This window comes from Allobrachymonas sp., assembly GCF_041912815.1.
Taxonomy (GTDB): Bacteria; Pseudomonadota; Gammaproteobacteria; order Burkholderiales; family Burkholderiaceae_C; genus Brachymonas.
Genome location: NZ_JAYRLV010000007.1, coordinates 84,998 through 98,784, shown reverse-complemented (window position 1 = coordinate 98,784; position 13,787 = coordinate 84,998). Strand labels below are relative to the sequence as shown.

The window sequence follows — 13,787 nt, the reverse complement described above, 5'->3', positions numbered from 1 at the left end:
GCATGGCATGGGCGGCAATCAAGGCCGGAACCACGCATCCGCAGCGCAGCGGCAGGAGTTCAGGGAGCCCCGGCAAGCAGCTTCTGTACCAGGGCGGCGGTGGTCGTGGTGTCGTATTTGCGCATGAGGTGGGCGCGATGTACTTCGACCGTGCGGGGGCTCAGTCCCAGATGGCGGGCAATTTCCTTCGATGTGCGTCCGACCAGGAGCTGGCTGGCCACCTCGCGTTCGCGCGGAGTGAGCTCCACTCCGATGGGACGGTGGGTGTCGAGCTCCTCGAAGCTCCACACCCCCGCTGCATGAGGGTGTGCGCGGTCGAGTGCGCGGCCCGAGACGCGGCACCAGAACACCTGGCCGGCAAAGCGGCCGCCCACCCGCCGCATGACGCGCTCGTCCTGGTAGCTGCCGCGCTGCACCAGGGGCTGGAAGATGCGTTCGCCCATGCGGTGGAACTCGTCCACACTGGGGTAGAGCAGGGCAAAGCTCTGCCCGAGCAGCACGTCCGGCGTGGTGCCGAACAGGGAACAGACCTGCTGATTGCAGGCCACGATGATGCGGTGCCGTGACACGATGAGGCCGATGGGGGCGAGGTCGAAGGCCCACCGGTAGTCATCGGGCAGCGGAGCCGGCACGGCGGGGATGGGATCGGGAATGTCCATTACGCAATCCTACGTAGTCGGATACGTAGTATCGTCATTCCTGCATGATGCGCGGAGCAGGACGGAGAGAGTCCCGTCCCGGGAGTGCGGATGCTCCAGGATTTTTCCGGGTTTTTCCAGGAGGTGACAGTGAACAAGGTATATCCCAATGCGGCTGCCGCGCTGGAAGGCGTGGTGCAGGATGGTCAGCTCATCGCGGTGGGTGGGTTTGGCCTGTGCGGCATTCCAGAGGCGCTCATCGATGCGCTGCGCGACAGCGGCGTGCGCGATCTGACCGTGGCCTCGAACAATGCGGGCATCGACGGCGTGGGGCTGGGCAAGCTGCTCGAGACACGCCAGATCCGGAAGATGATCTCCAGCTATGTGGGAGAGAACAAGGAATTCGAGCGCCAGTACCTTGCCGGTGAGCTGGAGCTCGAATTCACTCCCCAGGGCACGCTGGCCGAAAAGCTGCGGGCCGGCGGGGCGGGCATTCCAGCCTTCTTCACCAAGACCGGCGTGGGCACCATCGTGGCGGAGGGCAAGGAGCTGCGCGAATTCCGGGGGGAAACCTATGTGATGGAGGAATCGCTCTTTCCGGATGTGTCGCTTGTGAAGGCCGATGTGGCCGACATGGCGGGCAACCTGCGCTTTCACCTGACCGCGCGCAACTTCAACCCTGCGGCCGCCACGGCGGGCCGCATCTGCATCGTGGAGGTCGAGCGGCTGGTGGCCACGGGCGAACTGGCGCCGGACGACATTCACCTGCCGGGCATTTATGTGCACCGCATCGTGGTCAACTCCCAACCCCAGAAGCTCATCGAAAAACGCACCATCCGCGACCGCAAGTAAGGAGACGCATCATGGCATGGACCCAGGATCAGATGGCCGCGCGTGCGGCCCAGGAACTGCAGGACGGTTTCTATGTGAATCTCGGCATCGGCATTCCCACGCTGGTCGCCAATCATGTGCCCGATCATGTCGAGGTGTGGCTGCAAAGCGAGAACGGCATGCTGGGCATAGGCCCCTTCCCGTATGACGACGAGGTCGATGCCGACCTCATCAATGCCGGCAAGCAGACGGTGACCACGCTCAAGGGCAGCAGCATCTTCGGCAGCGACCAGAGCTTTGCCATGATCCGGGGCGGCAAGATCAATCTCAGCATTCTGGGCGCCATGCAGGTGTCGGCCGAGGGCGATCTGGCCAACTGGATGATTCCGGGCAAGATGATCAAGGGCATGGGCGGCGCCATGGATCTGGTGGCCGGCGTTCCGCGCGTGATCGTGCTCATGGAGCATGTGGCCCGCAAGAAGGACGGCACCACCGACCTCAAGATCCTGCAGCAGTGCACCCTGCCGCTCACAGGGGTGAAGGTGGTTGACCGCATCATCACCGACCTGGGGGTGTTCGACGTCACTCCCGAAGGCCTGCGGGTGGCCGAGCTGGCCGATGGCGTGAGCTTTGACGAGGTGCAGGCCAAGACAGGCGTGCCGCTGCTGCCGCAGGCCTGATACTGTCCCATCGACTGCCTTGCAGGATGGCGACCGGAGATCGCGCCGGAGTCGCGGTCTTCTGCTCTGGCGCCGTGCGGATGCCACACTCCGTGTGCTGGAGAGGGCTTTCGGACGGTGTTTGCCCCCTTGAGTGGGCAATCGGCGAAACGCGGGGGCCCTGCATGCGCTAACATTGCAGGTTTTCCCATAATCCATCCTCTTTCACCCAACACAGGAGTCCCCACCATGGGCAACAAGATCGTTACCGAAGCCGACCGCAAAGCCACCAAGCCCCTGCCCGGCGCCCCCCGCATCAAGGCCAACGGTGGCCAGCGTCTGAGCAAGGAGCGTGGCTCCCACATCCGCAGCAAGAAGAACCCCGGCAAGCGTGCCCATCAGGGCTGATGCACGGTTCTGCGCAACCGCTGGCCATAAAAAACCGGCTCTGAGGCCGGTTTTTTTATGGGGATGGGGGTCTGACAGGGCTGTGCGTGCAGGGGGTCAGGCGGCGAGGGTGATCTCTATGTTGTCGATCAGCCGGGTGGTGCCGAGCCAGGAGGCCACCAGCACCGCGAGCGCACGGTCTGCGGCAGTGGCCGGGCGCAGGTCGCGCTGGTTGGCGACCAGCAGGTAGTCGGTGCGCCAGCCATGCGCTGCCAGGCGATCGCGGGCCTGGGCGCACAGGGCTTCGTAGTCGCGGACGCCGGACGCTATGGCGGAGCGAATGGTCTGGAGCTCCTGCTGCAGGCGCGGTGCCTCGGCCCGCTCGGCGGCGCCGAGATAGCCGTTGCGCGAGGAGAGTGCCAGCCCATCGGGAGCACGGGCGATTTCCTGTCCGAGGATGGTGATGGGCATGTTGAGCTGCTGCACCATGCCTTCGAGCACCTTGAGCTGCTGGTAGTCCTTCTTGCCGAAGACGGCGGTATCGGGCTGCACGAGGTTGAAGAGCTTGGTCACCACTGTGGCCACACCGCGGAAGTGCCCAGGCCTGAATTCGCCACAGAGGCGGTTCTGCAGCTCGGGCGGCTCGACGAAATACGTCTGCTCGCCATACGGGTACATGGTGTCCACCGAGGGGTGGAAAACGGCATGGACGCCGGCAGCCTGCAGCTTTTCACAATCGGCTTCGAAGGTGCGCGGGTATTTGTCGAGGTCTTCGTTGGGGCCGAACTGGATCGGGTTGACGAAGATGGAGGCGATGGTCTGGCCACCGAGCGGGGCTGTGTGGGCCAGGGCCGTGCGGCACAGGGTGATGTGGCCTTCGTGCAGGTTGCCCATGGTGGGGACCAGGGCCACATGCCCGGCAGTCTTGCGCCAGGCGCGCAGTTCGGCAATGGAAGTAAGGATCTGCATGGTGTTCAGGGGAAAGAGGGAGCAGGGAGCGCTGTGCCATCGCACAGCCTCTCTGGCGGGAATGGAAGGATATGGAGCGTTGCAGTGCGCCTGTGGAAGTGCATATGGCGCACGCACTGCCCCGCAGCTGCGCGGGGCAGGGGGCAGACGCGGCAGCGTCGTGTTCAGTAGCTGTGCTCGGGGCCCGGGAAGGTGCCTGCACGGACCTGCTGGACGTAGTCGCCCACGGCCTGCTGGATGGTGCCTGCATCCTGCATGAAGTTCTTGACGAAGCGTGCCTTGCGACCCGGGTACACGTTGAGCATGTCGTGCAGCACCAGCACCTGACCGTCGGTGGCGACTCCAGCGCCGATGCCGATGGTGGGGATGCCGATGCGACGGGTGACTTCGGCCGCCAGGGTGGCCGGAACCATTTCGAGCACGAGCATCTGGGCACCGGTGTCGGCAATGGCCATGGCGTCCTGCATGAGCTGGGCTGCCTGCAGGTCTGTCTTGCCCTGCACCTTGTAGCCGCCGAGCGTGTGCACGGCCTGTGGGGTGAGGCCCAGATGGCCGCACACGGGGATGCCCCGCTCGACGAGAAAGCGCACGGTATCGGCCATGAAGCTGCCGCCTTCGAGCTTGACCATTTCGGCTCCGGCCTGCATGAGCTGGGCGGCGCTGGCAAAGGCCTGTTCGCGGCTTTGCTGATAGGAGCCGAAGGAGAGGTCGGTGAGCACCAGCGCATCCCCGGCTCCGCGTGCCACGCAGCGGGTGTGGTAGGCCATGTCTTCCAGGGTGACCGGCAGGGTCGAGGTCTGACCCTGCATGACCATGCCCAGCGAATCTCCCACCAGCAGGACGTCGACCTGGGCCTGTGCGAGCAGTGCGGCAAAGCTGCTGTCGTAGCAGGTGAGCATGGCAATCTTCTGCTGCTCGGCCTTCATCTTCTGCAGGGTGGATACCGTGACTTTCATCCGTTTCTCTCCTGTGCGTGCCTCTGGAAAGGGCGCTGCGTAACGACACGGGTCGCGCAGGCGTCCGTCGGTTCGTGAATCGATGAGCGGATTGTAGGCCAGAGGCGTCGCAGGGCGCGGTTCAGGGGGTTGTGGCGGGCGGCAGGGCGGATTCGGGGATCGGTGCTGGCAGGGGGGCGCGCATCAGCCAGGGGCTGTGGCTGAGCATGTGGATGCAGGAGTGCACGTAGCGGGGAGCACATTCGGCCATGTCGAAACTGCCGGGGTCGGCCAGCCACTGGTTGGCGATGCCGAAAAGCGTGCACATGAACAGGGTGCAGGCGGCATCGATGTCGAGCTCGGCCGGCAGGTAGTGGTGGCGCTGGCCGATGGCGAGGGCCGAGAGCAGCTGCTGGTGCCACAGGGACTTGTGGTGGCGCAGGATGCGGGTGATGGCCGCGTTGTCCGGGGTTTCCTCGCACTGCAGGTGCAGCACGGTGTAGAAGCGGCGGGCATCGGGATCCTGCACCAGACGCAGCTGGAAGTTGATGCACAGCTGGAGGAATTCAGGCCAGGCCTGCGGGTTGCCGTGGTCCATGGCGCGGCTCATGTCTTCCTGCATCACGGCAAAGTGCCGCTGGCAGAGCGCCTCGAAAAGGTCTTCCTTGTTGCGGAAGTGCCAGTAGACGGCGCCTCGGCTCAGTCCGGCCGTGCGGGCGATTTCTTCGAGCGAGGCCCGGGCCACCCCGCGCTGATGGAACACCACCGTGGCAGCGTCGAGCAGGGCATGGCGGGTCTGGAGGGCTTCTTCTCGGGTGCGTTTCACGGGATGGGCAGGGAAGGAAAGAAAGGAGAACGGGAGGACAAGCGCTGCGAAGGGTGCAACCGGAGCATGGGGGGGCGGTGGGAGCGAGGCGGCTGCGGCAGCGTGCCGACGAACACAATACCCCTGCGGTCCACAAGGGTGATGCATTTTATACATACAATCACGAATGTATATAGCGCAGTCATGCAGCGCAGCATTCGCTGTGCAGGGGGAGCGGCATCGTCTGTCGGCAGGGGCACACGGAGCTTGCGATTGGTAACAACTGGCCTTGCAACCTCTTGTGTGCATCTGCAAACCAGCCTTCAAGATGTATGCCTGTGCATGTGACATAGCCTCGTGCAGCGGCAGGGGGTGGTGGTGCAATGGGGTGTGGCGTGTCGTGTGGCTGCGCTTTTTCAGACATTCCGATGGGAGAGATTTCATGACCAGGTTTTCTTCGGCGGCGTGCCCGGTGCGCACGCTTGCGCTGCTCGCGGCAGCGTCCATGGCGCTCACGCTGGCTGCCTGCGGCAACAAGGGCGATGCGACGGGAGCAGGGGGGGCCCAGGGGGCCAAGGCCATGGCTCCCGTGGTGGGGGTGCTGACCGTGCAGCCCGGGACGGTGGTCATCACCACCGAGCTGCCCGGCCGGCTGGAAGCCAACAAGGTGGCGCAGGTGCGGGCCCGTACGGCCGGGGTGGTGCTGCGTCGGCTGTACCGCGAAGGCAGCGATGTGAAGGAGGGGGTCTCCCTCTTCCAGATCGACAACGCACCCCAGCAGGCGGCGCTGCAGAGCGCGCGGGCCTCGCTGGCCAAGGCGCAGGCCAGCCTGGCGCAGGCCAGCGACACGGCACGCCGCTACAAGCCGCTGGTGGAGGCCAATGCCATCAGCAAGCAGGAATACGTGACGGCCCAGGCCAACGAACGTGCAGCTCGGGCCGACGTGCTGTCGGGGCAGGCGGCCGTGCGCACGGCCCAGATCAATCTGGGGTACAGCTATGTGCGGGCGCCCATCAGTGGTCGCATCGGCAAGGCTCAGGTGACCGAGGGCGCGCTGGTGGGGCAGACCGATTCGACGCTGCTGGCCACCATCCAGCAGCTGGACCCCATGGTGGTCAACTTCACCCAGAGCGCCAGCGACCTGATGAAGCTGCGCAAGTCGCTTGCTTCCGGATCGGCCGAGTCGGCCGGAGGCAATCCGCCCGTGAAGGTGGTGCTCGACGATGGCAGCATCTACGGCACGCCTGGGCGGCTGCTGTTCATCGATGCCACGGTGGACCCCACCACCGGACAGGTCAATCTCAAGGCCGAGATTCCCAATCCGCAGCACGTGCTGCTGCCGGGACTGTACGTGCGCGTGCAGGTGGAGCTGGCTCGCATCGAGCATGCCGTGCTGATTCCGCAGCAGGCTGTCACGCGCGGGACCACGGGCGATACCGTCATGGTGGTGAATGCCGACGGCAGCTTTGCGCCGCGTCCGGTGACCGTTGCACAGGCCCAGGGCAACAGCTGGGTCGTGACGGGCGGACTCAAGGCGGGTGACAAGGTCATTGTCGACGGCATGTCGGTGGTGCAGATGATGCGCGCCAAGAAGGTCACCCCCCAGCCCTGGCAGCCGCCCAAGCAGGCCGCCAGTGCGCCCGTGGCCGCTCCGGCTCCTGCTGCCGCAGCGTCTGCCGGCGGTGTGAAGGGGGCGGCCTCCACGGTGCCCGCTGCCTCGAAGTAACGGAGCCTGTCCATGTCCAGATTCTTCATTGACCGCCCCATCTTTGCCTGGGTGGTGGCGCTGTTCATCATCATTGCGGGGCTGGTGTCCATCACCAAGCTGCCCATCAGCCAGTATCCGCAGGTGGCGCCGCCCACCATCAACGTGCAGGCCACCTATGCAGGGGCCGATGCACAGACCATCGACGACAGTGTGCTGTCGGTCATCGAACGCGAGATGAACGGCATCGACGGGCTCGACTACATGCAGTCCACCTCGCTGTCGAACGGCACCGGCACGCTCACGCTGACCTTCACGCCCGAAACCAACAAGGACATCGCGCAGGTGATGGTGCAGAACCGGCTGGCGCGGGTGGAATCCCGTCTGCCGAGCGCGGTGCGCCAGGTGGGGGTGCAGGTGTCGCAGGCCCGCTCCAACTTCCTGATGTTCGTCATGCTGTATTCGGACGATCCGAACACCGACGTGGCCGACATCAACGACTACGTGGCACGCAACGTGCTGCCCGAGCTGCAGCGGCTCGACGGCGTGGGCGGTGCGACGCAGTTCGGTGCCGAACGGGCCATGCGCATCTGGCTCGATGCCTCCAAGCTGCAGAGCTACAACCTGACGCCGGCCGACGTGAGCGCGGCCATCACGGCGCAGAACGTGCAGGTGTCTTCGGGCAGTCTGGGCGATCTGCCCAACCAGTCCGGACAGACCATGACGGCCACCATTGTGGTGCCCGGCCAGCTCAAGACGGTGGAGCAGTTCGGCAACATCGTGCTGCGTGCCGACACGAGCGGGGCCACCGTGCGCCTGCACGATGTGGCGCGGGTGGAGCTGGGGTCGCAGACCTACGCCACTTCCGCACGTCTCAACGGCAAGCCTGCGGTCGGTATCGGGGTGCAGCTCTCCACTGCCGGCAACGCCCTGGCGGTGGCCAAGGCCGTCAAGGCCAAGATGGCACAGCTGCAGCCGTACTTCCCGGCCCATGTGAGCTGGAAGGTGCCGTATGACAGCTCGACCTTCGTCAGCATTTCCATCGAGAAGGTGGTGCACACCCTCATCGAGGCGGTGGTGCTGGTGTTCCTGGTGATGTTCCTGTTCCTGCAGAACATCCGCTATACGCTGATTCCTACCATCGTGGTGCCTATTGCCCTGCTGGGAGCCTTTGCGGTCATGCTGCCGCTGGGCATGTCGATCAACGTGCTGTCCATGTTCGCCATGGTGCTGGTGATCGGCATCGTGGTCGATGACGCCATCGTGGTGGTGGAGAACGTCGAGCGCATCATGGCCGAGGAAAAGCTCCCGCCCCTGCAGGCGGCCCGCAAGGCCATGGGGCAGATTTCGGGCGCGGTGGTCGGCATCACCGTGGTGCTGATCTCGGTGTTCATCCCCATGGCCTTCTTCTCGGGGTCTACGGGCAACATCTATCGCCAGTTCTCGGTGGTGATGGCCGTGTCGATCTTCTTCTCGGCCTTCCTGGCGCTGTCGCTCACGCCGGCGCTGTGCGGCACGCTGCTCAAGCCCATCGAGGGCGACCCGCATGACAAGAAGGGGTTCCTGGGGGGCTTCTTCAACGGTTTCAACCGCCGGTTCACCAGTGCCACCCACACCTACGAGGGCTGGGTGGGCCGCCTGCTGCGCCGTGGAGGACGCATGGCCGTGATCTACGTCGCGCTGGCGGCGGTGGCCGTGTTCGTGATGCTGCGGCTGCAGAGCTCCTTCCTGCCCAGCGAGGACCAGGGCAACCTGCTCGTGACCGTGCAGCTGCCTCCCGAGGCGACCAAGGAGCGCACCATCCATACGCTGGAGCAGATCGAGCAGTTCACGCTGCATCAGCGCGAGGTGCAGGATATGGTGACCGTGTCGGGCTTCAGCTTCTCCGGGCAGGGGCAGAACATGGGGCTGGGCTTCATCACGCTCAAGCCCTGGGCAGACCGCGAGGCCAAGGGCTCGGATGCCAACTCCCTGGCCGGGCGCATCACCGGCGCGATGATGCAGCAGGTGCGCGACGGCTTCGTCTTTGCGCTCTCGCCGCCATCCATCCCTGAACTGGGCACCAGCTCCGGCTTCAGCTTCCGGCTGCAGGACCGTGCAGGCAAGGGCCATGCGGCACTGCTCGCGGCCCGCAATCAGCTGCTGGGCATGGCCTCGCAGAACAAGGCCATCACCGGTGTGCGTCCCGACGGCATGGAAGATGCCCCCCAGCTCAAGCTGGACATCGACCGCGACGCCGCCAGCGCCCAGGGGGTGAGCTTCGGCAGCATTGCCGCTGTGCTGTCCACCGCACTCGGCTCGACCTACGTCAACGACTTCCCCAATCAGGGCCGTCTGCAGCGCGTGATCGTGCAGGCCGACGCCAAGGACCGCATGCAGCCCGAAGACCTGATGCGCCTCACGGTCAACAACACCCAGGGCGTGGCCATTCCGCTGTCCACGTTCATGAAGGCCAGCTGGGTCACCGGCCCGATGCAGACCGTGCGCTACAACGGCTATCCCGCCATGTCCATCACCGGCAATGCCGCCCCGGGCTACAGCACGGGCGACGCCATGAAGGCCATGGAACAGATGGCAGCCAAGCTGCCCGACGGCTTCGGCTTCGAGTGGACCGGCCTGTCCAAGGAAGAAAAGCAGGCGGGCAACCAGTCCGGCATCCTGTATTCGTTCTCGATTCTGGCCGTGTTCCTGTGTCTGGCTGCGCTGTACGAGAGCTGGTCCATTCCTGTGGCCGTGATGCTGGTCGTGCCCCTGGGCTTCCTGGGGGTGGTGCTCGGCACCTGGGGACGCGGCATGGCCAACGACGTGTACTTCCAGGTCGGTCTCATCACCGTGATCGGGCTGTCGGCCAAGAACGCCATTCTGATCGTGGAATTCGCCAAGGACCTGCAGGCTTCGGGCAAGAGCGCACTCGAATCGGCGCTGGCTGCTGCGCATCTGCGCTTCCGCCCGATTCTCATGACCTCGCTGGCCTTCATTCTGGGCGTGGTGCCGCTGTACTTCGCCTTCGGTGCCAGCTCGGCGAGCCAGCGTGCCATCGGGACCAGCGTGCTCTGGGGCATGCTGATCGGCACCTCGTTTGCCGTGTTCTTCGTGCCGCTGTTCTATGCGGCGGTGCGCACGCTCTTCCCACCCACTGCGCATGAATCCAACATGTACGCCGAGCACGCCGCCCATGCCGGGGTCAATGCCGCCAGTGCAGACCGCTATCTTGCCGAGGCCGAATCCGGACTTTCCGAGGAGGACCGCAGCGCCCTGCATCGTGGTGCAGGCACCTCCCCCCGTCCAGACCAGGGCTCCGCTCCCAAGGGAGACACCCATCATGACTGACATTCGATTCCCCGCGCGCACGCTGGTCGCCCTGGCTGCAGCCAGCACGGCGCTGGCCGGCTGCTCGCTCGCTCCCACCTATGAGCGCCCGGCCAGCCCAGTGCCGGCGAGCTGGCAGCACGCTCCTGACAACGACACCCGCCTGCCTGCTGCCGCCGACATCGGCTGGCAGCAGTACTTTGCCGATCCACGCCTGCGCGAGCTCATTCGCCTCGCACTCGACAACAACCGCGACCTGCGCGTGGCCGCGCTCAACATCGAGGCCGCCCGTGCCCAGTACGGCGTGCAGCGCGCCGACCTGCTGCCTTCGGTCAATGCCGGCGGCAGCGCCACGCGTTCGCGCACGTCGGCTGCGGCCACCAGCACCGGACAGCCTGTCACGGGCGATGTCTACACGGCCAACGTGGGCTTCTCGGCCTTCGAACTGGACTTCTTCGGCCGCGTGCGCAGCCTCACCGCAGCTGCGCTGCAGACCTACCTGGGCACCCGCGAGGCCCGCGACAGTGCCCAGATCAGCCTCATCGCCTCTGTGGCCACCGCCTACGTCACGCAGCTGGCGGCGCAGGAGTCCATGGACATTGCCCGCAAGACCCTGACCTCGCGCGAGAAGGACTACCGCCTCACCAAGCTGCGCTTCAATGCCGGAGTCATCTCGGCCGTGGACCTGCGGCAGGACGAGACCCAGATCGAGGCGGCCCAGTCCGACTACGCAGCCCAGACCCGCCTGCGCGAGCAGGCCCACAACGCGCTGGTTCTGCTCGTCGGCCAGCCTCTGCCGGCCCATCTGCCCGCCGGACTGCCGCTGGGCAAGCAGGTGGCCATCAGTCGGCTGCCTGCGGGGCTCTCGTCGGACGTGCTGCTGCGCCGCCCCGACATCCGCGAGGCCGAAGCCACCCTCAAGGCCGCCAACGCCAACATCGGTGCCGCGCGGGCCGCCTTCTTCCCGAGCATCAGCCTCACCGGCAGCTATGGCAGCCTGAGCTCGTCGTTCCACAACCTTTTCAGTGGCCCCGACATGGCCTGGAGCTTCGGCCCCAGCATCAGCCTGCCCCTGTTCAACTTCGGACGCAATCAGGCCAACCTCGACCTGGCCAAGGCCCGCAAGAACATCGCCGTGGCCAGCTACGAGAAATCCATCCAGTCCGCCTTCCGCGAAGTGGCCGATGACCTCATCGCGCAGCAGACCCTGGCCGACCAGCTCGCCTCGCAGCAGCGCAGCTTCGACGCCCAGTCGGAACGCCTGCGGCTGGTGCAGATGCGCTACGACAACGGCATTGCCAGCTCTCTCGACCTGCTCGATGCCCAGCGTTCGAGCTATTCCAGCGAGCTCAGCCTCGTCCAGACCCGCCAGCTCCTGCTCAACAACCAGATCGACCTCTACAAGGTGCTGGGCGGCGGGCTCGTGGATGTCACACCGGCCGCAGCCACCCAGCCGCACGGCTGAGGTGGAGGCACAAGCCCCCTGGAGCGGGAATGCCCGCCCGGGCAGTGCGGAAGCTGCATCCAGCTCTCGTCTGCCCCGGCGGGCATTCTTTTGTCCCCTGCTGGGAAATGCACGCAGTTTCCCGGCGCGCGAAGGCTACCCCATGGCTCCGCAAAGGCCCACACCATCGCCACCACGGTCACCACCGCTTTCACTGCCTTGACACATCTCCCATGCAACATTAGGCTTGAATCACACTGAAAGGGGTGGGCATGTTTTCTCTGAGCGGACAGAAGGCGCTGGTTGTCGGCGTGGCAAACGAACATTCGATCGCCTGGGGCTGTGCCCAGGCCCTGCGTGCGCAGGGAGCCGAGGTGGCCATCACCTGGCTCAACGACAAGGCCCGTCCCTATGTCGAACCGCTGGCCACCCAGCTGCAGGCCCCGATCGTCGGCCCGCTCGATGTGACCCAGCCCGGCCAGATGGAAGCCTTCTTCGACCGCATCACCCACACCTGGGGACGGCTCGATACCCTCGTGCACTCCATCGCCTTCGCTCCCCGGCAGGACCTGCACGGCCGCATCGTCGACTGCTCGTCCGAAGGCTTTGCACAGGCCATGGACATTTCCGTGCACTCCTTCCTGCGCATGATCCGGCTGGCCGAGCCGCTGATGCCCGAGGGCGGGACCTGTCTGTCCGTCTCGTTTTTCGGCTCGTCGCGCGTGGTGCGGCACTACAACATCATGGGGCCCGTCAAGGCGGCGCTCGAAAGCTCCGTGCGCTACGCTGCTGCCGAGCTGGGCGAAAAGGGCATCCGTGTCCACGCCCTCTCGCCCGGACCGCTCTCCACACGTGCAGCCAGCGGCATCGACCACTTCGATGAACTCCTTACCGCCGCCACCGAGCGCGCGCCCACCCACCAGCTCGCCACCATCCAGGACGTAGGTGCCGTCGCTGCATTCCTCGCCAGCAACGCCGCCCGCAACCTCACCGGCGGCGTGCACGACATCGATGGCGGGTTCTCCATCACGGCGTGACTCGGGGCAGAAGGCTGCTGCGTCCCACCTGGGGTAAGGCAAGGCGCTCTTCGCACAACATGCTCCTCTCTCGATTCTTCGTGCCATGGAAGTTTCCAGCTTCCTGCAGCACGTGAAATCGGGGCAGGGGTGATCGGCTGTGGCTGCGCAGTGGAGTGGGCGGACGGATGGGCAGAGGAGGGAGGCTGGGTATAATCGGGCCCGTCATGGGGGAGTAGCCTCTCCGGGCACTGCGTGTGCAGCGCGGTGCCGTGTGGTCTGTGTCAACATGCTTGTCCCGCAGGACATGGCACAGACGGTGCATTCCTGGCAAGACCTTTGACCATTCCGCTTCCGTCCGGCCGGGCAGAGGCGGACATGGTCATGCGTCCTTGTCATGCCCGGCCGTCATTTTTCCCCTGTACACATGGAAGCATTTCTCGTCTCGACCGGTGTGGTCGCTCTCGCGGAGATGGGTGACAAGACCCAGCTCCTGGCCTTCATTCTGGCCGCACGCTTCAAGAAACCCCTCCCCATCATTGCTGGCATTCTGGCAGCGACCCTGGTCAATCATGGTCTGGCCGGGGCGCTGGGCGCCTGGATCACGTCGACTCTGCAGCCGGGCGTGCTGCGCTGGGTGCTGGGGGTGTCGTTCATCGCCATGGCGGTGTGGACGCTGATTCCCGACAAGATCGAGGAAGAGGAGGGGCAGGTGGCCCGTCGCCTGGGGGTGTTCGGGGCCACGGCAGTGAGCTTCTTTCTGGCCGAGATGGGCGACAAGACCCAGATTGCCACGGTGGCGATGGCGGCGCATTACGCCCATCCGCTGTGGGTGGTGGCGGGGACGACCTGCGGCATGCTGATTGCCGATGTGCCTGCTGTGTTCGTGGGCGACCGGCTGGCCAAGCGCATTCCGATGCGGCTGGTGCACGGGGTGGCTGCGGCGATCTTTGCTGTGCTGGGGGTGGCGACGCTGCTGGGTGCCGGGGCTTCGCTGGGGCTGTGAGGCGCCAGCTGGCGCAGGGCCCTGCCGTGATGCGGCGGGGCGTTCTGCACCGGGGCAGGGAAGGGGCTCGCAGCGAGCCCGCC

12 protein-coding genes and 1 riboswitch are annotated in these 13,787 nt (G+C 65.6%); of the genes, 8 read left to right on the top strand and 4 right to left on the bottom strand.

The genetic code is table 11. From position 1 onward, the window contains the following. Positions 1–59: 59 nt before the first annotated feature. Entirely contained in the window at positions 60–659 is a 600-nt protein-coding gene (locus ACE3P9_RS07430) for a LuxR C-terminal-related transcriptional regulator (RefSeq protein ID WP_374492939.1), read from the bottom strand. 129 nt (positions 660–788) lie between these two features. Between ACE3P9_RS07430 and ACE3P9_RS07425 the strand changes: the two genes are divergently transcribed. From ACE3P9_RS07425 to ACE3P9_RS07415, 3 genes are all read left to right on the top strand, one after another. Beyond that, entirely contained in the window at positions 789–1,490 is a 702-nt protein-coding gene (locus ACE3P9_RS07425) for a CoA transferase subunit A (RefSeq protein ID WP_374492937.1), read from the top strand. 11 nt (positions 1,491–1,501) lie between these two features. After that, positions 1,502–2,149 carry a CoA transferase subunit B gene (locus ACE3P9_RS07420; RefSeq protein WP_374492935.1) on the top strand — a complete coding sequence of 216 codons (648 nt, stop codon included), beginning with the start codon at positions 1,502–1,504 and terminating at the stop codon, positions 2,147–2,149. 228 nt (positions 2,150–2,377) lie between these two features. Continuing rightward, complete coding sequence (locus ACE3P9_RS07415; protein WP_374492933.1) at positions 2,378–2,536, top strand: hypothetical protein; 159 nt, start codon at positions 2,378–2,380, stop codon at positions 2,534–2,536. Positions 2,537–2,632: 96 nt separating this feature from the next. Here ACE3P9_RS07415 and panC read toward each other — a convergent pair whose 3' ends face one another. The 3 genes from panC to ACE3P9_RS07400 form a co-directional block, all read right to left on the bottom strand. Then, positions 2,633–3,484, bottom strand: a complete 852-nt coding sequence (gene panC, locus ACE3P9_RS07410; protein WP_374492931.1) for a pantoate--beta-alanine ligase — start codon at positions 3,482–3,484, stop codon at positions 2,633–2,635. A 164-nt stretch (positions 3,485–3,648) separates the two neighbouring features. After that, positions 3,649–4,440, bottom strand: a complete 792-nt coding sequence (panB, locus tag ACE3P9_RS07405; RefSeq protein WP_374492930.1) for a 3-methyl-2-oxobutanoate hydroxymethyltransferase — start codon at positions 4,438–4,440, stop codon at positions 3,649–3,651. Between the two features lie 121 nt (positions 4,441–4,561). Beyond that, on the bottom strand, positions 4,562–5,245 hold the full coding sequence (locus ACE3P9_RS07400; RefSeq protein WP_374492928.1) for a TetR family transcriptional regulator: 684 nt from the start codon (positions 5,243–5,245) through the stop codon (positions 4,562–4,564). Between the two features lie 421 nt (positions 5,246–5,666). Here ACE3P9_RS07400 and ACE3P9_RS07395 point away from each other — a divergent pair, with 421 nt between their 5' ends. From ACE3P9_RS07395 to ACE3P9_RS07375, 5 genes are all read left to right on the top strand, one after another. Continuing rightward, on the top strand, positions 5,667–6,950 hold the full coding sequence (locus ACE3P9_RS07395; RefSeq protein WP_374492927.1) for an efflux RND transporter periplasmic adaptor subunit: 1,284 nt from the start codon (positions 5,667–5,669) through the stop codon (positions 6,948–6,950). A gap of 12 nt (positions 6,951–6,962) precedes the next feature. After that, entirely contained in the window at positions 6,963–10,259 is a 3,297-nt protein-coding gene (locus ACE3P9_RS07390; protein WP_374492923.1) for an efflux RND transporter permease subunit, read from the top strand. After that, positions 10,252–11,703, top strand: coding sequence for an efflux transporter outer membrane subunit (locus ACE3P9_RS07385; protein WP_374492922.1), 1,452 nt, complete (start codon positions 10,252–10,254; stop codon positions 11,701–11,703). The genes ACE3P9_RS07390 and ACE3P9_RS07385 overlap by 8 nt, the downstream gene beginning before the upstream one ends. A gap of 251 nt (positions 11,704–11,954) precedes the next feature. Further along, positions 11,955–12,719, top strand: a complete 765-nt coding sequence (fabI, locus tag ACE3P9_RS07380) for an enoyl-ACP reductase FabI (protein ID WP_374492920.1) — start codon at positions 11,955–11,957, stop codon at positions 12,717–12,719. 193 nt (positions 12,720–12,912) lie between these two features. Beyond that, a riboswitch (yybP-ykoY riboswitch) is annotated at positions 12,913–13,115 on the top strand. A 10-nt stretch (positions 13,116–13,125) separates the two neighbouring features. Next, on the top strand, positions 13,126–13,704 hold the full coding sequence (locus ACE3P9_RS07375) for a TMEM165/GDT1 family protein (RefSeq protein WP_374492919.1): 579 nt from the start codon (positions 13,126–13,128) through the stop codon (positions 13,702–13,704). Positions 13,705–13,787: the final 83 nt, after the last annotated feature.

Bases quoted from the DNA above. Each gene is read 5' to 3' on its own strand.
- ACE3P9_RS07430 (WP_374492939.1), bottom strand. From the start codon at position 659: ATGGACATTCCCGATCCCATCCCCGCCGTGCCGGCTCCGCTGCCCGAT.
- ACE3P9_RS07415 (WP_374492933.1), top strand. From the start codon at position 2,378: ATGGGCAACAAGATCGTTACCGAAGCCGACCGCAAAGCCACCAAGCCC.
- fabI (WP_374492920.1), top strand. From the start codon at position 11,955: ATGTTTTCTCTGAGCGGACAGAAGGCGCTGGTTGTCGGCGTGGCAAAC.
- ACE3P9_RS07420 (WP_374492935.1), top strand. From the start codon at position 1,502: ATGGCATGGACCCAGGATCAGATGGCCGCGCGTGCGGCCCAGGAACTG.
- ACE3P9_RS07385 (WP_374492922.1), top strand. From the start codon at position 10,252: ATGACTGACATTCGATTCCCCGCGCGCACGCTGGTCGCCCTGGCTGCA.
- panB (WP_374492930.1), bottom strand. From the start codon at position 4,440: ATGAAAGTCACGGTATCCACCCTGCAGAAGATGAAGGCCGAGCAGCAG.
- ACE3P9_RS07395 (WP_374492927.1), top strand. From the start codon at position 5,667: ATGACCAGGTTTTCTTCGGCGGCGTGCCCGGTGCGCACGCTTGCGCTG.
- panC (WP_374492931.1), bottom strand. From the start codon at position 3,484: ATGCAGATCCTTACTTCCATTGCCGAACTGCGCGCCTGGCGCAAGACT.
- ACE3P9_RS07390 (WP_374492923.1), top strand. From the start codon at position 6,963: ATGTCCAGATTCTTCATTGACCGCCCCATCTTTGCCTGGGTGGTGGCG.
- ACE3P9_RS07375 (WP_374492919.1), top strand. From the start codon at position 13,126: ATGGAAGCATTTCTCGTCTCGACCGGTGTGGTCGCTCTCGCGGAGATG.